Raw genomic sequence first — 22,486 nt, forward strand, 5'->3', positions numbered from 1 at the left:
GAATCCTCCCGCGCGCACCATATTTTGAAGCCCTGCACATTTGTGTAGGGCTTTTTTGCTATTTCGCTACTAGATATAGATTATTGAGTGACTTGATGTAATTCTTAATGGTCAATGAGATAGGGTTAAATTAGACTGGCTACTTATCGTCGCCTTGCCGGATATTTTTAAAGGACAAAAAAATATGTCTTCAAATGCACAAATCGTAATTTCGCAATTTGGTGGTCCAGAACAACTTAATATTCTCACGACAGAGATCCCTCAACCACAAGCTGGCGAAGTGCTAGTCAAAGTTGCTTTTTCAGGCGTGAATCCAATTGATGTGAAAACTCGCGCTGGTATTGGCTGGGCTGCAGAGCACAATAAAAATAATTTACCATGGACGCCTGGCTATGACGTTTCTGGCGTTGTGGTGAAACAAGGCATTGGCAGTGAAAAATTTAATTTAAATGATATGGTGTCGGGCTTTATTGGATTCCCATTACGTGGCGGTGGCTACAGTCAATATTTGTGCGTTTCTGAAACCGAACTGGCTTTAGTGCCAGAAGACATTTCCTTAAAAGCTGCTGCAGCTATCCCATTAGCAGGGCAAACGGCTGCGCAAGCATTGGAAAAAGCGCAAATACAATCAGGTGAAACCGTATTGATTTTAGCTGGCGCAGGTGGCGTTGGTCATATTGCCGTGCAAATTGCGGTTGCCGCGAAAACCAAGGTATATGCAACTTGCTGTGAAGACAATAAATCTTATATTGAAATACTAGGCGGCACCGCAATTGATTATAACAATCCGAGTGAGCTTGAAGCACTTAATCACGTAGATGTGATGATCGACTTGGTTGGTGGTGAAGCTGCAATTAAAGCGATGGCCTGTTTGCACCCTGGGAGCCGAGTGATTACAGTTCCCACTATAACCTCTTCAATGGTGTGTTCACATGCTGCTGAGCTGGGTATTATTGGCATGGGTATGTTAGTTGAACCTGATACGGTTCAACTCGAAGAATTACTTGGATTGATCAGTGCTGGAATGTTAAAAGTTGAAGTTGAACAATGCTTTGCGATGAATGAAGTTGCACAGGCTCACTTGAAAATTGAAAGTGGTCATGCTCGTGGTAAGATCTTACTCGATATGCAAATGTAATCTTCTTCAGTGTCAGATTTATACCAACAATTGCACCTATTGTTTTCCAATGATCCTTTGTTGGTTTTATTTCTATCTGGCTTCTTAAGTGCTACCTTGCTCCCAGGAAGCTCAGAGTTAAGTTTATACGCCGCATTAAATTTAGATCAGCTTTCTACATTAACGGTGGTCGTGGTAGCAACGTTAGGTAATACCTTGGGGGGAATGACAAATTATTTTCTCGGAGCATTTTTACCAAATCGAACATTGAAGCAAAAAAAAGGTCTACAACTAGAAGCTTGGATTCAACGCTATGGTTATTGGGCTTTATTGATGAGTTGGGTGCCTATTTTCGGTGACCCATTATGTGTGGCTGCAGGCTGGCTACGAATGAATGGTTGGTTGTGTTTGTTAGCGATTGGGGTCGGTAAAGGACTTCGTTATGCTTTCCTTGTCATGATATTTAAAGGATTAATGTAGATGAAAAAGCTCGTTATGGGTTTATGCTTTTCAGTACTTGCAGGGTGTTCATTATTCACCGATCAAGAAAACTCGAATAAGCCATCAGAGCCGCTTCCAAAAGGTGTGCATTTTGTTGAATCTAAGCCTTCTGAGTTAGGAAAGGTCTCGATACCTTATTCAAAATATCAATTGGATAACGGGCTAACCGTGATTCTCTCACCAGATGATTCCGATCCTTTAGTGCACGTTGATGTGACTTATCATGTTGGTTCGGCTCGTGAACAAATCGGCCGCTCAGGTTTTGCTCACTTTTTTGAGCATATGATGTTCCAAGGTTCTGAACATGTTGGCGATCAACAGCATTTTAAAATTGTCACTGAAGCAGGTGGAACCTTAAATGGAACAACCAATCGTGACCGGACCAATTATTTTGAAACAGTACCCTCAAATCAATTAGAAAAAATGCTGTGGTTAGAATCAGATCGTATGGGCTTTTTAGTGAACGCGGTTTCTCAACGTAAATTTGAAATTCAGCGTGATACCGTAAAAAATGAACGTGGACAGAATTATGATAACCGTCCTTATGGGCTTGTTTACGAAAAAATAGGCGAAGCCTTATACCCTAAAAATCATCCTTATTCATGGCAAACTATTGGCTATGTACAAGATCTGGATCGCGTCGATGTTAATGACTTAAAAGCTTTCTTCTTACGTTGGTATGGCCCTAATAATGCGGTGCTTACTATTGGTGGCGATATCGATGAAGCGAAGACACTTGAATGGGTCAATAAATATTTTGGAACGATACCAAAAGGTCCAGCCGTGGTTAATGCACCAAAGCAACCGGTGGATTTACCAGAAGACCGATTTATTACATTAGAAGATAGAATTCAACAGCCTATGGTGATGATGGCTTTCCCAACCAAATACCGTGGAGACCAATCACAAGTCTCGGTGAATGCCCTAGCCTCTATTCTAGGGGATGGTAAAAACAGTATCCTCTATCAAAAATTGGTGAAAACACAAAAAGCGATCGATGCGGGTGCCTTCCAAGATTGTGCTGAGCTTTCATGTACTTTATACGTGTATGCGATGGGTGATTCTGGTGAAAAGGGAGATTTGACACCGATATATCAAGATCTACTGCAAGCATTGAACGATGTTAAAGCCAATGGTGTGAAGCAAGAACAACTTGATGCGATTATGGGACAAGCAGAAGCTAGTACTATTTACGCATTGCAAAGTGTGAGCGGCAAAGTATCTCAACTTGCGGCCAATCAAACGTTCTATGGTCAACCTGATCGTCTGCAAACTGAACTTGATGATTTACGTACAGTAACGCCGCAATCTGTCGTTGATGCCTATAATCAGTTTGTGGATGGTAAACATAAAGTTGTGTTAAGTGTTGTACCTAAAAAACAAACACAGTTAGCGGTTAAACCATCCAACTTTACGCCTTCTGCTAGAGATTTGCCAAACTATCCTAAAATTACCGATGATCAATTAGAGATTAGGGAACCTAAAGATAGCTTTGATCGTTCTGTGATCCCGCCAGTCTCTCAACCTGTATCTGGAACGATGCCACCGTTGTATCGCTTTGAATTGGATAATGGAATTAAGGTGTTAGGAACACAAACAAACGAAACACCAACGGTAGCAATTGAAGTCTCTTTCCCAGCCGGTAATCGTTATGTACCTAAAGGAAAAGAAGGATTAGCGGGTTTAACCGCACAAATGCTCAATGAAGGCACAAAGCAACGCTCTAGCGAAGTGCTACAACAACAGCTAGATCAACTTGGTAGTAGCATTAGTTTCTCATCGGGCGGATATCAATCGAGTTTAGTGATCACATCACTAACCAAGAACCTAGAGAAAACATTAACCATTGCCAATGAAATGCTCTTTCAGCCGGCATTCAATACCAGTGACTTTTCTAGAATAAAAAATCAAAGTATTCAAGGCTTGGTTTATGAGCATCAAAAACCGTCTTGGTTAGCTTCCCAAGCGACGAAGCAAGTCTTATATCAAGGTACGCTGTTTGACCGAGATGGTAATGGTTCTCTGGCTTCAGTTAAGAGCTTGACCTTACAAGATGTGCAAGACTTTTATAAAAAGTATTACATTCCGGATGGTTCAAATGTTGTCGTAGTGGGGGATGTTGATGAGGCAACGGCGAAACAAAGTCTTGGCTTTTTAAATAGTTGGCAAGCGAAGGGCGCGAAACCTCTAATGGCCGCGATTGGTAATATCGATCCACCCCAAGGGCAAAGTATTTACTTGGTCGATCAACCTAATGCTCCTCAAAGTATAGTGCGTATTGCTCGTATAGGCATGCCATATGATCCAACTGGTGAGATGTATCTAACGCAACTGGCTAATTACAACTTAGGTGGTAATTTTAATAGCCGAATAAACCAAAATTTGCGTGAGGATAAAGGTTATACCTATGGCGCGAGTGGTGGGGTTTACGGCACTAAAGAAACTGGACTTGTGTTATTTAATGCGCAAGTAAGAGCCGATGCCACTGCAGCCTCGATTCATGAGTTTATCCAAGAGATGAAAAACTACAGCGATAAAGGAATGACCGATGAAGAGTTGAGCTTTATGCGACTTGCTGTTGGCCAACAAGACGCGTTGAAGTATGAAACGCCTTCTCAAAAGGCAGGCTTATTATCCTCGATTTTAGACTATTCTTTACCTGATGATTACATTGCGAAGAAAGCGGAAATATTGCAGACCGTAGATAAGTTTGTTTTAGATAGTGAAGCAAAGAAATGGTTTCAACCTCAAGATTTTCAGATCATCGTGGTGGGTGATGCAAAACGTTTAACTCCAGAGCTTAAAAAGTTAGGAATTCCTATCAAACCCCTTGAAGTTAAGCGCTAACGCCCATAAATAAAGTGTAGGGTACATCCGATTATGATAGGTGTACCTTATGCTTTTATATTGCTATCAGATTTTGCTGATAGTATTTATCTTCAAGAATGACTATCCTACTCGGATCTCAAACCACATAAGTGAGTGCTATTTTGACCGACTTTTCTGCACGACTTCAACAAGTTGCAAAGAACCCTAAAACTTTTAAGCAATTTGGCCGCGGAATTGAGCGTGAAGCTTTACGATATGACCTTGATGATCATCTTGCCTTAACGCCTCATCCTAAAGATTTAGGTTCAGCTTTAACCAACCAATGGATTACGACTGATTTCTCGGAGTCTCTACTCGAATTCATTACTCCAGTGTCTAATGACGTTGACGTATTACTGAACCAGTTGAAAGATGTGCACCATTTTACGATGACTAAAATGGGTGATGAAAAATTATGGCCAATGTCGATGCCATGTTTTGTTAGTGATGAAGAAAAAATCCCACTAGCTGAATACGGAACGTCTAATGCTGGGCGTATGAAGAATTTATATCGCCAAGGGTTAAAGCATCGTTACGGCAGTTTGATGCAAATTATTTCAGGTGTGCATTTTAACTTCTCATTCCCAGAAAGTTATTGGGATAGCCTTCATGGCGAGCAAACTGAACAAGAAAGGGCTGATAGCAAGTCGGAAGGTTACTTTGGGTTAATTCGTAACTATTACCGTTATGGCTGGATCATTCCGTACCTATTTGGTGCATCTCCTGCATTATGCCCTTCGTTTATCCAAGGGCGTGAAACTGGGCTTAATTTTGATAATATCGGGAAGACCTTGTACTTACCGTACGCTACTGCCTTGCGTTTAAGTGACTTGGGGTATACCAATAGCGCCCAAAGTGATTTGAAAATTGGCTTTAATAGCCTTGATGAGTATCTTGCTGGCCTACAGCAAGCCATGCATAAACCATCTTTTCGTTTTGCTGAATTAGGTGTAAAAGTCGATGGTGAGCATCGCCAGTTAAATAGCAATGTTTTACAGATCGAAAATGAATTGTATGCACCAATTCGCCCAAAGCGTGTTGCTAAAAATGGTGAAAAACCATCAGAAGCCCTAAAGCGTGGCGGTGTTGAATATATCGAAGTACGTTCATTAGATGTTAATCCATACAGCCCAATTGGGGTTTCGAAACAACAAGTTCAATTTCTAGATTTGTTTGTTGCATGGTGTGGTATGAAAGACTCTGCACCAATGAAAGATGGTGATTTAGAATGCTGGCGTGGTAATTGGAATAGTATCATTTTAGAAGGTCGCAAGCCGGGACTTGAATTTAAGTTATGCTGTGATCAACAACCTAGCTCATTGGAATATTGGGGTAAGCAGATGTTTGAACAGCTAAACCAAATTGCCATTGAGATGGATAAAGCTCATGGTGGAACAGAATACCAAGATACGTGTGCCACGTTAGTGGGTTGGATTGATAACCCAGAACTGACCATATCAGGACGTCTTTTAAATGACATCAAACAAGCCGGTGGTATTGGCAAAGTAGGTTGTGATTTAGGCACTCAATATCGTGACGAGCTATTAGCGCATCCATATCAAGTCTACAATCAAGCGATGATGGAAGATGAAGTTGTCCGCTCTCGTCAAGAGCAAAACGAGATTGAAGCATCGGATAAACAAGGCTTTGATGAGTTTTTAGAACAATACTTTTCTTATTTAGTGAAAATGTAAAAGATGAAGAATCGATTGTTGTGGCAAGTGCTATTCAGTGTTCTCAGCTTGGTTGTATTATCAGGTTGTGCAACGTCACCGCCCAAGAATCAAGAAAACTTATGTGATATTTTTCGTGAATATCCAGATTGGTATGATGACGCCTTAGATATGCAAGACGCCTTTGGTGTCCCTATTCAAATATCGATGGCCTTTATGAAACAAGAAAGCGCTTATGTTGGTGATGCAAAACCCCCTCGTTATTACGCTTTAGGTTTCATTCCTTGGGGGCGTGTCAGCAGTGCGTATGGTTACGCTCAAGCCCAAGATCCTGTCTGGTCTGAATATCAAGATCAAGTCAGTTCCTGGTCTTCAAGAAGCGATTTTGGTGATGCCATTATGTTTATTGGTTGGTATATCGACGGTAGCCAAAAAACCTTAGGCATTTCAAAGTGGGATGCCTATAGCCAATATTTAGCCTACCATGAAGGCCGTGGTGGCTTTAAACGAAAATCCTATACACGTAAACCTAACTTACTTAAAGTGGCAAGACGTGTTGACCAAACCGCAAAAAATTATGGCTGGCAGCTAAAACAATGCAAAGCCGAATTAGACAGTAACCGTAGCTGGTTTTTTTAAAGCGCAGCCGGAAGCAATAAATAATATTAGGAGAAAACAGCAATGCCTCTATTAGATAGTTTTACCGTTGACCATACACGTATGCAAGCACCTGCAGTACGTGTTGCGAAGACTATGCAAACGCCAAAAGGGGATACCATTACTGTATTCGATTTACGTTTTTGCATACCAAACCAAGATATCTTGTCTGAAAAAGGTATCCATACTTTAGAACATCTTTACGCTGGTTTTATGCGAGCACATTTGAATGGATCAAATGTTGAGATTATTGATATTTCACCAATGGGCTGTCGTACTGGTTTCTATATGAGTTTGATTGGCACGCCAAGCGAACAATTGGTCGCTGATTCTTGGTTGGCAGCAATGGAAGATGTGCTTAAAGTTGAAGATCAAAATAAGATCCCAGAGTTGAATGAATATCAATGTGGTACATATTCAATGCATTCATTAACGGAAGCACAAGAGATTGCAAAAAACATTATTGCTGCAGGCATTAGTGTGAATAAAAATGATGAATTAGCGTTGCCTGATTCAATGCTACAAGAACTAAAAGTAGATTAATGTTGTTCGGAGCTAAAAAGCTCAACTTCTTTTAACTCTATTCTAGAACCGTTATAAAAATAGCCCTTAGCTTTTTAGAGTTAAGGGCTATTTCTATTTATACTGCTTTATCTTTCAGCACGATAAACGTGCAGTGCAGAGCCCGAACAACGAGGCTCAGTTGATTAATGCTTCTTCTTCACTTTCTTCTTCGAAGGGTACACTTTTACTAACTTGATTTTATTTTCGGCAATCTCAATTAATTCCATTTTATGATTGGCAATTTCAATGCTGAGATAACTTTCAGGAATATCTTCCAAGTGCTCTAAAATCAAACCATTAAGAGTCCGTGGGCCATCGGTCGGTAACTTCCAGTTTAACCCTTTATTAATATCTCGAACATTAGCACTGCCTTCCATTAAGTAACTACCATCACTTTGTGGCGTGATCTCATCGGTAAGGCTAGGGGACATGGAAGTCGTAAACTCCCCCACAATCTCTTCTAAAATATCTTCAAGAGTAATCAAACCAATGATGTCGCCATATTCATCGACAATCATGCCAATACGCTCTTTATTGCGCTGGAATTTAAGCAACTGAACATTCAACGGTGTGGCTTCTGGGATGAAATACACTTCATCCGCTGCTCGTAATAAGGTCTCTTTATTAAACTCATTCTTTTCAAGCATTAAACGATAAGCTTTACGCAAACGTAGCATACCCACAACTTCATCAATATGGTCGCGATATAAAACCACACGGCCATGAGCGGAGTGGGTTAACTGGCGCACAATTGATTTCCAATCGTCGTTGATATCAATACCCGTGATTTCATTACGAGGAACCATAATGTCATTTACTGTGACATGCTCCAGATCCAAAATGGAGATCAGCATATCTTGGTGACGACGAGGGATCAGGCTGCCAGCTTCATTTACCACAGTACGAAGCTCTTCAGAACTTAAATGATCACCTGCAACTTCATCGGCTTTAATACCGAGTAAGCGAAGTAAACCGTTAGTAATGATATTTACCATGACAACCAATGGGGCCATCACTTTCATTAATAAGCGTAATAATATACTGCTGGTGTATGACACTTTTTCAGGGTAAAGCGCCGCTAATGTTTTTGGGGTGATTTCCGCAAAAACTAAAATAACTAAAGTTAAAACACCGGTTGCGATCGCCACACCATAATCGCCATATAAACGCATACCGATAATGGTGGCAATGGCTGAAGCTAATATATTGACTAAGTTGTTGCCAATTAGAATTAAGCCAATTAAGCGATCCGGTCTTTCAAGAAGTTTTTCTACTCGCTTAGCGCCTTTGTGGCCTTGGTTGGCTAAATGACGTAAACGATAGCGGTTTAGCGACATCATGCCGGTTTCTGAACTAGAGAAATAGGCAGAGATAAGGATTAAAATTGCAAGCAGGCTAAACAGCAGCCCTGTTGATATATCACCCAAACTTAGGTTTTCCTTTGATTATTAGACATAGCAGTTATGACGAAATCTGATTACCCTGTCAATAGTTAGGGGTAATTAAGCTCGACTAATTAGTGTAAAATTATTTCTCGAACGAAACGACTGCCAAAATAGGCCAGTGTTAATAAAGTGGCTCCAGAGATAGAAAGCCATAAAACTTTTCTACCACGCCAACCTTGTTGGTAATGTCCCCATAATAAAATGCAATACAAGGCCCAAGCAACAAACGACAATACAGCCTTATGTGCATTCGGGGGAGCAAACATCCCATCAACATAAATTGCACCAGTCACTAATGTTGCAGTGAGCAGTAGCGTTCCAATTAAAATGATTTTGAATAAGTGGCGTTCAACCATCATTAAAGGCGGTAAATTAGGGTTAATGATAATGGATTTTTTGCTTTTTAACTGGTGATCAAGCCAAGCCAGTTGTAGTGCATATAACGCACCAATCATTAAGGTTGAGTAAGCAAATAACGCGATACTAATATGGATCAGTAACTCTATTCTCCCCTCAAAGTGAGTCATGAAAGTACTGGGTAAGAAATTTGCTGCCGCTAAGTTAATGGCTGAAAAGCTATACACGACAGGCAGTAAGAACCACAGCCTTGTTTTCCACATAGAGATACTTAATACCAAACAGATGATAAAGCCAATCAATGAAGCAACATTGAGAATGCTTAAATTTTGTCCATTTGGATTGATGATAAGATCGCTGATTAACCATCCATGAGTACTAATCGCGAGAATCGCCAGCGTAAAGACCAGCTTTATACGAATGCCAGAACTGTGTACGAGCCCAGGAACGATCATACAAGTAGCTGCAAAGTAAAAAACAACAGCGATAATTGAAAGCAGGTTTTCCATATTACTCATTTAATAAATCCATTGAATGAAAGATTATAACTCGCTCTTTCGGTAGGGGCTATGTATGGTTTCGTATCTGAGTCTAAAAAACTCATACTAGCATTTCATAACAGAATATTCGCAGCATAAAAGCAGAAAAAATAGACAATATAGTGAAAGTCAGTGAAACATAGCTACAGCCTCGTTATACTGTCAGCAATTGTATATAGTGAAAATACCAATTTAAGTAAGAAAATAGCAAGAAAAGGCATAACATCAGTTGCATTGTTAGACTTCGCAACCCATTTATTAGCTATTCTCAACGACATTAGAATGTTTATTTAGGCCCAATCATGTTTGATAATTTAACGGAAAGACTATCCAGTACGCTGAAAAACATCAGCGGTAAAGGTCGATTAACAGAAGACAATATTAAAGACACGCTGCGTGAAGTTCGCATGGCATTGCTTGAAGCTGACGTTGCATTACCTGTTGTTCGTGATTTCGTAAAGCAAGTGAAAGAGCGTGCCGTTGGTATTGAAGTTTCTAAATCACTGACGCCAGGTCAAGAGTTCATCAAAATCGTTCAAGCTGAGCTTGAAGCTGTGATGGGCGAGTCAAATGAAGCGTTAAATTTAGCGGCTCAACCGCCAGCTGTCATCTTAATGGCGGGTCTACAAGGTGCCGGTAAAACCACCAGTGTCGGTAAACTGTCTAAGTTATTAACTGAACGTGATAAGAAAAAAGTACTGGTCGTTTCTGCCGATGTTTACCGTCCTGCGGCGATCAAGCAACTTGAAACGTTAGCCAACGAAGTCGGTACCGATTTCTTCCCATCGAGCGCGGATCAAAAGCCGATAGATATTGCCAATGCAGCTATCGATCACGCGAAGAAAAAATTCTACGATGTTGTGATTCTCGATACTGCGGGTCGTCTTGCTATCGATGAAGACATGATGACAGAAATCAAAGATCTGCATCAGGCAATCAACCCAGTAGAAACCTTATTTGTTGTTGATGCCATGACAGGCCAAGATGCGGCGAATACAGCGAAAGCTTTTGGTGATGCACTGCCGTTAACGGGGGTGATCTTAACCAAGGTTGATGGTGATGCTCGTGGTGGTGCTGCACTTTCTGTTCGTCATATCACGGGTAAACCAATTAAGTTCTTAGGTGTCGGTGAGAAAACCGATGCTTTAGAAGCTTTCCACCCTGATCGTGTGGCTTCACGCATTTTAGGAATGGGTGATGTTCTTTCTTTAATCGAAGATCTTGAGCGTAATGTCGATAAAGAAAAAGCAGAAAAAATGGCGAAAAAGTTCAAGCAGAAGAAAGGCTTCGATCTAGAAGATTTCCGTGAACAGCTTGGACAAATGAAAAACATGGGTGGTATGGCAGGCATGATGAATAAATTGCCTGGCATGGGAAATTTACCTGCCAATGTGAAAGATCAAGTTGATGACAAAATGTTCAGCCAGATGGAAGCGATGATCAATTCGATGACCATGAAAGAGCGTGAACATCCTGAGTTAATTAAAGGCTCTCGTAAAAAACGGATTGCAGCCGGTTCTGGTACACAAGTACAAGATGTAAACCGTATGCTGAAACAATTCACCCAAATGCAAAAAATGATGAAGAAAATGCAAAAAGGTGGAATGAAAGGCATGATGCGCAACATGCAAGGCATGATGGGCGGCGGCGGTGGTATGGGCGGAATGGGTGGTTTCGGCCGTTAATCACTATTTAATTTAATCGTTTGAAATTACCTGTGAAGCGTGTCACATAACGCATTCTAGAAACAAGCGGTAGAAAGATAACTAAAGCCCTTGCATTGACTCTGAATAAGAGTAAAATTCGGGGGCTTTATTTTGGCACGAGGCCCCAGTATGTTTTTTGTATTACGAAAGACACGTTATTGGGGCTAATTTATTTATTGAGAAAGCAAAAGAGGACGACATGGTTACCATTCGTTTGGCACGTCACGGCGCTAAAAAGCGTCCATTTTATCAAATCGTTGTAGCAGACAGCCGTTGTGCATCAACTGGTCGCTACATTGAAAACGTAGGTTTCTTTAACCCTACTGCTCAAGGTCAAGAAGAAGGTCTACGTTTAGACCTAGATCGCGTTAACCATTGGGTTGGTCAAGGCGCATCTGTATCTGACCGCGTTGCTAAATTAGTTAAAGATGCACAAAAAGCAGCGTAATGCTGACTTTTGTACACAATCTAATTAGTACGCAATTGAGTTGTATAGGTTAAAGGTAAAAACAATGAGTTCACAACAAAACGAAAAAATTGTAGTAGGTAAGCTTGGTTCTTCTTACGGCATTCGTGGTTGGCTTAAAGTTTTTTCCTATACCGACAACGGCGAAAGTATTTTTGATTATTCCCCTTGGTTTATAAAACAAAAGGGTGAGTTGGTTGAATGTAAAGTCGAAAGCTGGAAACGTCATAACAATGGTTATGTGTGTAAGCTTGAAGGCATTGATGTTCGTGAAGAAGCTCAGCTTTATGCGAATATTGAAATTTTAATCGACCCTGTTTCATTACCTAAACTGTCAGAAGAAGAATTCTACTGGCGCGAATTGTTTGGTATGCAAGTTTACTCAACAAATGGCTATCACCTTGGTGAAGTTACGGACTTGATGGAAACTGGCTCAAATGATGTTTTGGTGGTGAAAGCGAATTTAAAAGATGCTTTTGGCCAAAAGGAACGCTTAATCCCGTTTCTTGAAGAGCAAGTGATCAAAAACGTTGATCGTGAAGCTCAACGGATCGAAGTTGACTGGGATCCTGGATTCTAGACACCTAACAAGATAAGCGAGTAACGCAATGTGGATTGGCATAATTAGCCTGTTTCCCGAAATGTTCCGAGCCGTTTCTGAGTTTGGTGTTACTGGTCAAGCGGTAAAAAAAGGTCTTTTATCATTGGAAACATGGAATCCTCGTGATTTCACCCATGATAAACATCGCACTGTTGATGATAGACCTTACGGTGGTGGTCCTGGCATGTTAATGATGGTTCAGCCTTTGAGCGATGCCATTGATGCAGCCAAACAAGCCGCACCGGAAAAGGCGAAAGTCATTTACTTATCACCTCAAGGTCGAAAGCTCGATCAGCAAGGTGTTGAAGAGTTGGCAACCAATGAGAATTTAATTCTTATTTGTGGCCGCTATGAAGGAGTAGATGAGCGCATTATAAAAACTTACGTTGATGAAGAATGGTCAATTGGAGATTTTGTAATGACGGGTGGGGAAATCCCAGCCATGACGTTAATTGATTCCGTTTCTCGGTTTGTTCCGGGAGTGCTGGGGGATTTTGCGTCAGCAGAAGAAGATTCTTTTGCAAATGGTTTGTTGGATTGTCCGCACTACACACGTCCAGAAATGTTAAACGATGAGAAAGTGCCATCGGTACTGACTTCCGGAAATCATGAGGACATTCGTCGCTGGCGATTAAAGCAATCGCTGGGCCGTACTTGGCTTAGAAGACCAGAGCTTCTGGAAAACCTAGCTCTGACTGACGAACAGGAATTATTGCTGGCGCAGTTCATTAAAGAGCAGCCATCTTCTTAGGAAGATAAAAGCAAAGCCTAATAAATTTAGTATCAGTTTAATCTAGGAAATAGACACATGAGTAATATCATCAAGGCTCTTGAAGAAGAGCAAATGAAACAAAATATCCCTGCATTTGCACCAGGTGACACTGTTGTAGTTCAGGTTAAAGTTAAAGAAGGCGACCGTGAGCGTCTACAGGCATTCGAAGGCGTTGTTATCGCTAAGCGTAACCGTGGTCTTCACTCAGCATTTACAGTTCGTAAAATCTCGAACGGTGAAGGTGTTGAGCGTGCTTTCCAAACTCACTCTCCAATGGTTGATAGCATTGAAGTTAAGCGTCGTGGTGCAGTACGTCGTGCCAAGTTGTACTACCTACGTGAGCGTTCTGGTAAGTCAGCTCGTATCAAAGAGAAGTTGGCTAAAAAGTAACGCACGCTGCGTTCTCAAAGATAAACGGGTCCCATTTGGGGCCCGTTTTTTTATGCGTGGCTCAGTGACTGGAAGCTAGGATGTGCATGAACCCCTTTCCATTCACGCTCAAAAACGCTACATTCCCATAAATGATTTTATCAAAGGAGAGAGACGCAATGGTTCGTATTGCGATTGCAGGCGCAGCAGGTCGAATGGGCCGTAATTTAGTGAAAGCTACCCACTTAAATCCTAATGCTCAAGTTGGAGCAGGTTCAGAAAGACCGGAGTCATCACTTGTTGGTGTTGATATTGGGGAGTTATGTGGTGAAGGTAAGTTTGAAATCGCACTGGTTGATGATCTATCTTCAGTCATTTCTGAGTTTGATGTGATTGTGGATTTCACCGCTCCCGTGAGTACGCTTGCGAATATTGAATTATGTAAGCAGCATGGCAAGAAAATTGTTATTGGTACAACTGGCTTCTCTGAAGAAGAAAAAATTCTGATTGATCAAGCCGCGCAGGATATTGCTATCGTCATGGCGCCCAACTACAGCGTAGGGGTTAACCTTATGTTTAAGTTGTTAGAAAAAGCAGCCAAGGTTATGGGGGACTACTGTGATATTGAAGTGATTGAAGCTCACCATCGTCATAAAGTAGATGCGCCATCAGGCACTGCTTTAGGGATGGGCGAAGCGATAGCTGATGCTATGGGAAATAAATTAAGCGATGTCGCCGTGTATGCTAGAGAAGGCATTACCGGTGAGCGTACAAAAGATGAAATTGGTTTTGCGACGATTCGTGCCGGTGATATCATTGGTGAGCATACTGCCATGTTTGCCTGATATTGGCGAGCGAGTCGAAATCACTCATAAAGCAACAGATAGAATGACTTTTGCTAACGGTGCGATTAAAGCCGCAGTTTGGTTGAATGGCAAGTCGACTGGATTTTATAGCATGCAAGATGTGCTAGGTTTGAATGAACTATAAACATAGCAAACGATTGGGTGAATACTTTATGTATTGCCATCATTCGCACTAATATGCATTATGTTGAAATTTTATTTTTAGCTAAATCAGTTGAAATTGATGGAAACCACAGCAATTTTTTGTTGTGGTTTTTTTATTTTAGTGGCATGAAAGAATCGATTGCGTAATTTTTATTTGTGTTTTTATTGGTGTTTCATGTTGTTTTCTTTGCGAGGTGGGTAAAAATTACAGTTAAGTTCGATTTATTAGTCTATTTTTGCTTGGTTTGCATTTTCTTTGATGAAAATAACGTCAGCGAAGTTCAAAAATAATAGATCATGATTAAATGAAAGGAAATAGGTAGTTAAAGATCTGTTTTTGTCGCTTTGAAAAAAAAGCTTCATGAAGTCGTGCTAAATATACAATTTCTTTTTCAGTGTTTGTTGACACAAATCTCAGTCATCTTTAGAATAGCGCCAATTTATCTAAAATCCATAATTTTGGTCATTTGGTAAGATGAAGGCGAAAGCTTATACATTTTTTTTGCATATTTATTCTGGAGGTTATCTTGAGTAATTCCGCACTGTTAGTCCTAGAAGATGGGACAGTGTTCCGCGGTCAATCCATTGGAGCAGATGGTTCAGCCGTCGGAGAAGTTGTTTTTAATACCTCGATGACGGGGTACCAAGAAATCCTCACTGATCCTTCTTATTCGCAACAAATCGTTACTCTTACTTATCCTCATATTGGCAATACCGGAACTAACTCAGAAGATGAAGAATCTTCAGCAATCCATGCTCAAGGCTTAGTTATCCGTGATCTTCCGCTTATCGCTTCTAATTTCCGCAGTGAACAAACCCTTTCTGAATACTTAAAGTCACAAAATATTGTTGGCATAGCCGATATCGATACGCGCAAGCTAACTCGTATATTACGTGAAAAAGGTGCTCAAAACGGATGTATTGTTGCTGGTAGTAACTTAGATGAAGCGCTGGCGCTTGCGAAAGCAAAAGAATTTCCAGGTCTTAAAGGTATGGATTTAGCCAAAGTGGTATCAACCAAAGAAGCGTATTCTTGGAAACAAGGTTCTTGGACCTTAACGGGTGGTTTGCCAGAAGCGAAAACTGATGCAGAATTACCGTACCATGTTGTTGCTTATGATTTTGGTGCAAAGCGTAACATCTTACGTATGTTAGTTGACCGTGGTTGTCGTTTAACGGTAGTACCGGCGGAAACTTCTGCAGAAGACGTATTAGCATTAAATCCAGATGGCGTATTCTTATCCAATGGCCCTGGTGATCCAGAACCATGTACTTACGCGATTGAAGCGACCAAGACATTCTTAGAACAGAACCTTCCTGTGTTCGGTATTTGTTTAGGGCATCAAATTCTTGCTCTTGCCTCAGGTGCTAAAACCATCAAAATGAAGTTTGGTCACCACGGTGCCAACCATCCGGTAAAAGATTTAGATCGTAATGTCGTTATGATCACTTCTCAAAACCATGGTTTTGCTGCTGATGAAGCGACACTGCCAGAAACATTACGTGCCACGCACAAGTCATTGTTTGATGGTTCTCTACAAGGGATTCATCGTACAGACAAGCCTGCTTTCAGTTTCCAAGGACACCCAGAAGCAAGTCCTGGCCCACATGATGCAGCGCCACTGTTTGACCATTTCATCGAATTAATCAAAACTCATAAAGCGTAATCGGAGTCAGAGAATGCCAAAACGTAATGACATAAAAAGTGTTCTGATTTTAGGCGCTGGCCCAATTGTTATCGGCCAAGCCTGTGAATTTGACTACTCTGGCGCACAAGCTTGTAAAGCGCTGCGTGAAGAAGGGTATCGCGTTATTCTTGTAAACTCGAACCCTGCGACGATCATGACCGATCCTGAAATGGCCGATGCAACTTACATTGAGCCGATTCACTGGGAAGTGGTTCGCAACATTATTGCTAAAGAGCGTCCAGATGCGGTTTTACCGACAATGGGTGGCCAAACCGCATTGAACTGTGCATTAGACCTTGAAAAGCACGGCGTACTTGCTGAGTTCGGTGTGGAAATGATTGGTGCAACAGCCGATGCGATTGATAAAGCAGAAGACCGTTCTCGTTTTGATAAAGCGATGAAATCCATTGGTCTTGAATGTCCGCGTGCTGATACTGCGAAAACCATGGAAGAAGCTTACAAAGTTCTCGATATGGTTGGTTTTCCTTGTATTATCCGTCCATCTTTCACCATGGGTGGTAGTGGCGGTGGTATCGCGTACAACAAAGAAGAATTTGAAGAAATTTGTCACCGTGGCTTTGATCTTTCGCCAACACACGAACTGCTTATTGATGAATCATTGATCGGTTGGAAAGAGTACGAGATGGAAGTAGTTCGCGACAAAGCGGATAACTGTATTATCGTTTGTGCTATTGAAAACTTCGATGCAATGGGCATTCACACAGGTGATTCTATCACTGTTGCACCAGCGCAAACATTAACTGATAAAGAATACCAATTAATGCGTAATGCTTCTCTAGCGGTTTTACGTGAGATTGGTGTTGAGACGGGTGGTTCAAACGTACAGTTTGGTATCAACCCGAAAGATGGCCGTATGGTTATCATCGAGATGAACCCACGTGTATCGCGCTCATCTGCGCTAGCCTCAAAAGCAACTGGTTTCCCTATTGCTAAAATTGCAGCAAAACTGGCAATTGGTTACACGCTTGATGAATTGATGAATGATATTACCGGTGGTGCAACTCCAGCATCATTTGAACCAACTATCGATTACGTTGTGACTAAGATCCCTCGTTTCAACTTTGAAAAATTTGCGGGCGCGAACGATCGCTTAACCACGCAAATGAAGTCAGTTGGCGAAGTAATGGCGATTGGTCGTAACCAGCAAGAATCCTTGCAAAAAGCATTACGTGGCCTAGAAGTAGGACGCGATGGCTTTGATGAAATGGTGGATTTAGATGCACCAGATGCACTCACTAAAATTCGCCAAGAGCTAAAAGAAGCTGGCTGTGACCGTATTTGGTACATCGCCGATGCATTCCGTGCGGGCATGTCGGTTGACGGCGTATTCAACTTAACCAATGTTGATCGTTGGTTCCTAGTTCAAATCGAAGAGCTAGTAAAACTTGAAGAAGACGTGAAAGCGGGCGGTTACGCAGGTCTAAACGAAGAAGTGCTTCGCAAGATGAAGCGTAAAGGCTTTGGTGATGCGCGTTTAGCGAAACTACTAGGCGTGGCAGAAGGTGAAATTCGTCGTGCTCGTGAGCAATACAACATTCACCCTGTCTACAAACGCGTTGATACCTGTGCGGCTGAATTTTCATCCGATACTGCTTACATGTATTCATCATACGATGAAGAGTGTGAAGCAAACCCAACTGACCGCGATAAGATCATGGTATTGGGCGGTGGTCCAAACCGTATCGGTCAAGGTATCGAGTTCGATTACTGCTGTGTACATGCCTCATTAGCATTACGCGAAGATGGCTACGAAACCATCATGGTGAACTGTAACCCTGAAACCGTATCAACAGATTATGATACGTCTGACCGTTTGTACTTTGAACCAGTTACACTGGAAGATGTACTTGAAATCGTGCGTATCGAGAAGCCAAAAGGCGTTATCGTACAATACGGTGGTCAAACACCACTGAAACTGGCGCGTGCATTAGAAGCTGCTGGTGTGCCGATTATTGGTACCAGTCCAGATGCAATTGACCGTGCAGAAGACCGTGAGCGTTTCCAAACTGCAGTTGACCGCTTAGGTCTGCTACAACCACAAAATGCGACCGTAACGACAATGGAACAAGCGATCGAAAAATCTCGTGAAATTGGTTATCCGTTAGTGGTTCGTCCTTCTTATGTTCTTGGTGGTCGTGCGATGGAAATCGTATACGACGAACAAGATCTACGTCGCTACTTCAATGAAGCGGTAAGCGTATCGAATGAATCTCCAGTGCTTCTGGATTTATTCCTTGATGATGCAGTAGAAGTGGATGTTGATGCGATTTGTGATGGTGAGCAAGTCGTCATTGGTGGCATCATGGAACACATCGAACAAGCCGGTGTTCACTCTGGTGATTCAGCATGTTCATTACCTGCTTATACACTAAGCAAAGAAATTCAAGATGTGATGCGTGAGCAAGTTGAAAAACTGGCTTTCGAGCTGGGCGTTCGTGGTCTAATGAATACTCAATTTGCGGTAAAAGATAATAAAGTTTACCTGATTGAAGTAAACCCTCGTGCTGCACGTACTGTTCCTTTTGTATCGAAAGCAACTGGTGCACCGCTCGCTAAAATTGCTGCCCGTGTTATGGCTGGTCAATCTTTAGCATCACAAGGCTTTACTAAAGAAATCATTCCACCGTATTACTCTGTAAAAGAAGTTGTATTACCATTTAACAAGTTCTTAGGCGTGGATCCACTGTTAGGCCCAGAAATGCGCTCAACAGGTGAAGTGATGGGTGTCGGCAAAACTTTTGCTCAAGCGTTTGCAAAAGCAGAGCTTGGTATTGGTAATGTGTACCCAGAAGGTGGACGTGCGCTGCTTTCTGTTCGTGAAGAAGATAAGAAACGTGTGGTTGAATTGGCTTCTCAGTTAATTAAACTAGGTTATCAATTGGATGCTACCCACGGTACAGCGGTTATTCTTGGCGAAGCAGGGATTAATCCTCGCTTGGTGAATAAAGTACACGAAGGTCGTCCTCATATTCTTGACCGTATTAAGAATAATGAATACACCTACATTGTAAATACAGCAGCGGGTCGTCAAGCAATTGAAGATTCAAAAGTGTTACGTCGTGGCGCACTCCAAGAAAAAGTGAATTACACCACAACACTTAATGCAGCGTTTGCAACTTGTATGGCACATTCAGAAGATAACCGCAATACGGTCACTTCTGTTCAAGAACTGCATGAACAAGTAAAAGCATCATTAGCGTAAAATAAAACGTTTAATAAGTAATAATAAAAACCGGTATCAAGTTGATTGATACCGGTTTTTTATTGCTGCTAATTCAAAGTGGAAGCTAGGTAGTGTGAGTGTTTACTATCGATTAGTCTTCCGTTTTCTCTTGGTGTGTAATTTTTTATTCTTGAGTTGCTTTGATTAGATTCTGGTAAAAACTTTGTTCAAACTGAGCCAGTGGTGGCACTAGATTGGTGTTTTTCTGTGGGTGATAGTCGGTGACATATTGAACAAACATAGTGCTTGGTTTGCCTGATTTATCTAATACGAAACCGGCCATGTTATAAGTGGCAAAAAGAGAACCACTTTTAGCAACAATTTGCCCTTTAATGGGGGCTTTTCTCATGCTCGAGCGGTATTTTAATGTACCGGTTTCACCTGAGGTTGGCATTAATCGAATAAAGTCGAGTTTATGATCTTGGGCTTTTATGTATTTCAGTACGGAATACATTTGTTCTGGGGTGATTCGATTATTACGAGAAAGGCCGGAACCATCTTCAATAATGGCATCATCTAAATTGATTTTCGCTTTCTTCTTTAAAATTTGCTTAATGGCTTCTGCGCCATTAGTAAATGATCCTGCTTGCTTAAAATAATGCGCTCCTAACGTCTTTGAGAGGTTATTGGCATATAAATTATCAGAATCTTTTAACATATGTTCAAGCAAGCTTGGCAGTGGTTCTGAACTATGAGAGGCGATAGGTTTGCCAAAAATTGAGGGCTGCTTTGCAAGTTTGATGGTACCTGCGAGCTTTATGCCTTTTTTCTTTAAGATTTGCTGCAAAATACCAGAAGAATATAAAAAGGAATTTTGCACCGCAAAGTTAAGGGGCAAAGGTTTATCTTGTTTGACTAAACAACCTGAAAGTTGGTAATGGTTAGCAGGTGTTGTCGCTAGTTCTAATTCGCAATATTGATCTTTTTGTTGCTGGCGAGTAACTGCCTTCGCTTGAGTGCTCACAACAACGGGTTGATGAGCTGGTGCGAAGACGCGCGTGGTACCATCAGCATTGGTGTAAATCGATGCCATCACACAATTGCCGTCTAAAGTGATGGCGCTAGAAGGGGTGCTATAACAAACCCCGAGAATATCCCATGGCCAACCTACACCTTTTTCGTAACCGGTAAAGGCATTCTGATCGATGATTAAATCACCTTTAATAAGCTTGTTATTCGCTTTATCGAGTAAGTTTTCGATATCGGACGAGGTTAAGCTAGGATCGCCACTAAAGCGTAATATAAGGTTGTTACCGTCTTTTTCTAATTGAGTTTGATAGCGAAAGCTATCCCCTAATTCTAGCTTTGCAGCAAGGGCAGTGATCAGCTTAAGCGTACTTGCTGGTGGAAACATCATGTCTTTATTTTGATAAAGAAGCGTTGAGCTTGGAGATTTGGCAATTAATCCCACACGTGTACCAGAAGGTAAAATATCATTACTGGGAAAATGTGGTTTAATTGGGGCTGCAAGGCTGGAAGATACAGTAAGAAAAAAAGAGTAGGTTAAGCCAGTAGCAATGAGCAGCAAGCGCATGAGTTCATTCCATGAAAAGAAATTAGAGGGTGAGTATAAACAAAAACGCCTACTTAAATAAGTAGGCGTTTTAAACATTTATACTAATTTAACGAGATGGTTAGATTAGAATGCGTAACGGAAACCAACTTGGAATTCATCTTCAGTTTGAGCTTTATCAGCAGCATCATTTTCTGAAAGAAGGTTAAATGCGTAGGCACCATAAACAGTAGCATTACCGAAATAACGAGCATATTCAAGTGCAACGTTGTTAACATTGTACTCATTGAAAGACGTTTCGTCAGCATTGTAGTAGTTGTACGTCATGTTTACGTTGTTGTCACCAAAGGTGTAACCTGCGTAAGCATCGGCAGCATCGAAATCTGATTCATCGGCAGAAGAACGAGCAATTTTACCGCCTTCGTATGTTGCTGCTAATAAGATACCATTGTTAGTATAACGAACTGCTGCAGTGTAAGTGTTGTTATCGCCAGTACTGTCAGCATCAGAGCCAGAGTCATTTGCATCCGTTTGAGCATAACCTAAACCAACTTCTAAAGTCTCAGTCAGTTTGTATGCACCGATAACGCCAAAACCGTCTGCGTTTTGAGTTAATGCGCTGCCATCTGAATCCGAATCACCTTGTACACTTGCTTGGATAGTCAGTTTTTCAGTGTTGAAAGCGTAGCGTAAAACGTTGTTTGCACGGTCAGAGGTTGCTACGTTATTTTCATTGATGTAGCCACTGAATACTTCAGCCATATCGGTGAAGTTAGTCAGGTATGTAAAGGCGTTATCTTGATGACCGTAAGTTAAGCCACCGTATGTTTTAGAGTTCACACCAGCGTATAGGTAACGAGTGTTAAATAATGCGTCGTCAGAATTAGTTGCATCTGACTGATCTTCTGTAATTTCAAACTCAGTAAAACCGATGAAAGAGATATCATCATTTAGCTTTTGCTCACCGCCAATGTTTAGGCGAACACGAGAAGCGTCTTTGTATTGGTTATCATCAGCATCAGTTTTGTTTGCATCAGAAAAGTTAGCACGAACTTCAACACGACCACCCATGTTTAGGGTAGAAGTGTCGTCTTGATAGATAGTTGCTGCTGATGCTGCGGTTGAAACTGAAGCAGCGGCCACTGCAAGAGCAAGTAATTTTTTATTCATTGTATTAATCCTAACTGATTAGCTTTTCCATTAATGAAGGAACGGTTTTACCATTCTTTGTATGGTTATGCATAAGCTTGCATACCATTCACTATAATTTAGCCAAAATACAGAAGCTTGCATATAGTTTGTCTGCTAAACGTTGTACTCCGAAAGTTCCCTTTCTCGATAGTGAAATGATATAAAAATAACTAAAATCGTGACTTTTGTTTACTTTGAGATTGGA

The 22,486-nt window shown here is 41.3% G+C and carries 17 protein-coding genes and 1 pseudogene; 14 read left to right on the forward strand and 4 right to left on the reverse strand.

Annotated features, from left to right (window positions below):
• Nucleotides 1–184: 184 nt before the first annotated feature.
• The 6 genes from A1QC_RS07100 (at nt 185) to luxS (ending at nt 7,359) form a co-directional block, all read left to right on the forward strand.
• Complete coding sequence (locus A1QC_RS07100) at nt 185–1,138, forward strand: NADP-dependent oxidoreductase (RefSeq protein ID WP_017023801.1); 954 nt, start codon at nt 185–187, stop codon at nt 1,136–1,138.
• A 9-nt stretch (nt 1,139–1,147) separates the two neighbouring features.
• Nucleotides 1,148–1,597 carry a YqaA family protein gene (locus A1QC_RS07105; RefSeq protein WP_017023802.1) on the forward strand — a complete coding sequence of 150 codons (450 nt, stop codon included), beginning with the start codon at nt 1,148–1,150 and terminating at the stop codon, nt 1,595–1,597.
• The gene (locus A1QC_RS07110) at nt 1,598–4,465 is read left to right on the forward strand and encodes a M16 family metallopeptidase (protein ID WP_017023803.1); all 2,868 of its coding nucleotides are present in this window, start codon (nt 1,598–1,600) and stop codon (nt 4,463–4,465) included.
• A gap of 143 nt (nt 4,466–4,608) precedes the next feature.
• On the forward strand, nt 4,609–6,180 hold the full coding sequence (gshA, locus tag A1QC_RS07115) for a glutamate--cysteine ligase (protein WP_026025655.1): 1,572 nt from the start codon (nt 4,609–4,611) through the stop codon (nt 6,178–6,180).
• 3 nt (nt 6,181–6,183) lie between these two features.
• Nucleotides 6,184–6,798: a hypothetical protein gene (locus tag A1QC_RS07120; protein WP_017023805.1), complete on the forward strand. Its 615-nt coding sequence runs from the start codon at nt 6,184–6,186 to the stop codon at nt 6,796–6,798.
• 42 nt (nt 6,799–6,840) lie between these two features.
• Nucleotides 6,841–7,359 (forward strand): S-ribosylhomocysteine lyase, encoded by a 519-nt coding sequence (gene luxS, locus A1QC_RS07125; protein ID WP_017023806.1) that lies wholly within the window; start codon nt 6,841–6,843, stop codon nt 7,357–7,359.
• Between the two features lie 164 nt (nt 7,360–7,523).
• Here the strand turns inward: luxS and A1QC_RS07130 are convergent, their stop codons facing one another.
• Nucleotides 7,524–8,807: an HlyC/CorC family transporter gene (locus A1QC_RS07130; RefSeq protein ID WP_017023807.1), complete on the reverse strand. Its 1,284-nt coding sequence runs from the start codon at nt 8,805–8,807 to the stop codon at nt 7,524–7,526.
• 89 nt (nt 8,808–8,896) lie between these two features.
• Nucleotides 8,897–9,691, reverse strand: a complete 795-nt coding sequence (locus A1QC_RS07135; protein WP_026025657.1) for a cytochrome C assembly family protein — start codon at nt 9,689–9,691, stop codon at nt 8,897–8,899.
• Between the two features lie 332 nt (nt 9,692–10,023).
• Here A1QC_RS07135 and ffh point away from each other — a divergent pair, with 332 nt between their 5' ends.
• From ffh to carB, 8 genes and pseudogenes are all read left to right on the forward strand, one after another.
• The gene (ffh, locus tag A1QC_RS07140; protein WP_017023809.1) at nt 10,024–11,406 is read left to right on the forward strand and encodes a signal recognition particle protein; all 1,383 of its coding nucleotides are present in this window, start codon (nt 10,024–10,026) and stop codon (nt 11,404–11,406) included.
• A 220-nt stretch (nt 11,407–11,626) separates the two neighbouring features.
• Entirely contained in the window at nt 11,627–11,875 is a 249-nt protein-coding gene (gene rpsP, locus A1QC_RS07145; RefSeq protein ID WP_017023810.1) for a 30S ribosomal protein S16, read from the forward strand.
• Between the two features lie 64 nt (nt 11,876–11,939).
• Nucleotides 11,940–12,473 carry a ribosome maturation factor RimM gene (gene rimM / locus A1QC_RS07150; RefSeq protein ID WP_017023811.1) on the forward strand — a complete coding sequence of 178 codons (534 nt, stop codon included), beginning with the start codon at nt 11,940–11,942 and terminating at the stop codon, nt 12,471–12,473.
• Nucleotides 12,474–12,501: 28 nt separating this feature from the next.
• The gene (gene trmD / locus A1QC_RS07155; protein ID WP_017023812.1) at nt 12,502–13,245 is read left to right on the forward strand and encodes a tRNA (guanosine(37)-N1)-methyltransferase TrmD; all 744 of its coding nucleotides are present in this window, start codon (nt 12,502–12,504) and stop codon (nt 13,243–13,245) included.
• 57 nt (nt 13,246–13,302) lie between these two features.
• Nucleotides 13,303–13,656: a 50S ribosomal protein L19 gene (rplS, locus tag A1QC_RS07160; protein WP_017023813.1), complete on the forward strand. Its 354-nt coding sequence runs from the start codon at nt 13,303–13,305 to the stop codon at nt 13,654–13,656.
• 158 nt (nt 13,657–13,814) lie between these two features.
• A pseudogene (gene dapB / locus A1QC_RS07165) lies at nt 13,815–14,625 on the forward strand (4-hydroxy-tetrahydrodipicolinate reductase).
• A 547-nt stretch (nt 14,626–15,172) separates the two neighbouring features.
• A complete protein-coding gene (gene carA, locus A1QC_RS07170; RefSeq protein ID WP_017023815.1) occupies nt 15,173–16,312 on the forward strand; it encodes a glutamine-hydrolyzing carbamoyl-phosphate synthase small subunit in 1,140 nt (379 codons plus the stop codon).
• Between the two features lie 13 nt (nt 16,313–16,325).
• Nucleotides 16,326–19,556: a carbamoyl-phosphate synthase large subunit gene (gene carB / locus A1QC_RS07175; RefSeq protein ID WP_017023816.1), complete on the forward strand. Its 3,231-nt coding sequence runs from the start codon at nt 16,326–16,328 to the stop codon at nt 19,554–19,556.
• A gap of 145 nt (nt 19,557–19,701) precedes the next feature.
• Here the strand turns inward: carB and dacB are convergent, their stop codons facing one another.
• Together dacB and A1QC_RS07185 are read right to left on the reverse strand one after the other, a co-directional pair.
• On the reverse strand, nt 19,702–21,111 hold the full coding sequence (dacB, locus tag A1QC_RS07180) for a serine-type D-Ala-D-Ala carboxypeptidase (RefSeq protein ID WP_017023817.1): 1,410 nt from the start codon (nt 21,109–21,111) through the stop codon (nt 19,702–19,704).
• Nucleotides 21,112–21,216: 105 nt separating this feature from the next.
• Nucleotides 21,217–22,260: a porin gene (locus tag A1QC_RS07185; RefSeq protein WP_017023818.1), complete on the reverse strand. Its 1,044-nt coding sequence runs from the start codon at nt 22,258–22,260 to the stop codon at nt 21,217–21,219.
• Between the last annotated feature and the right edge of the window lie 226 nt (nt 22,261–22,486).

Source organism: Vibrio rumoiensis 1S-45, from assembly GCF_000286955.2.
Classification (GTDB): domain Bacteria; phylum Pseudomonadota; class Gammaproteobacteria; order Enterobacterales; family Vibrionaceae; genus Vibrio; species Vibrio rumoiensis_A.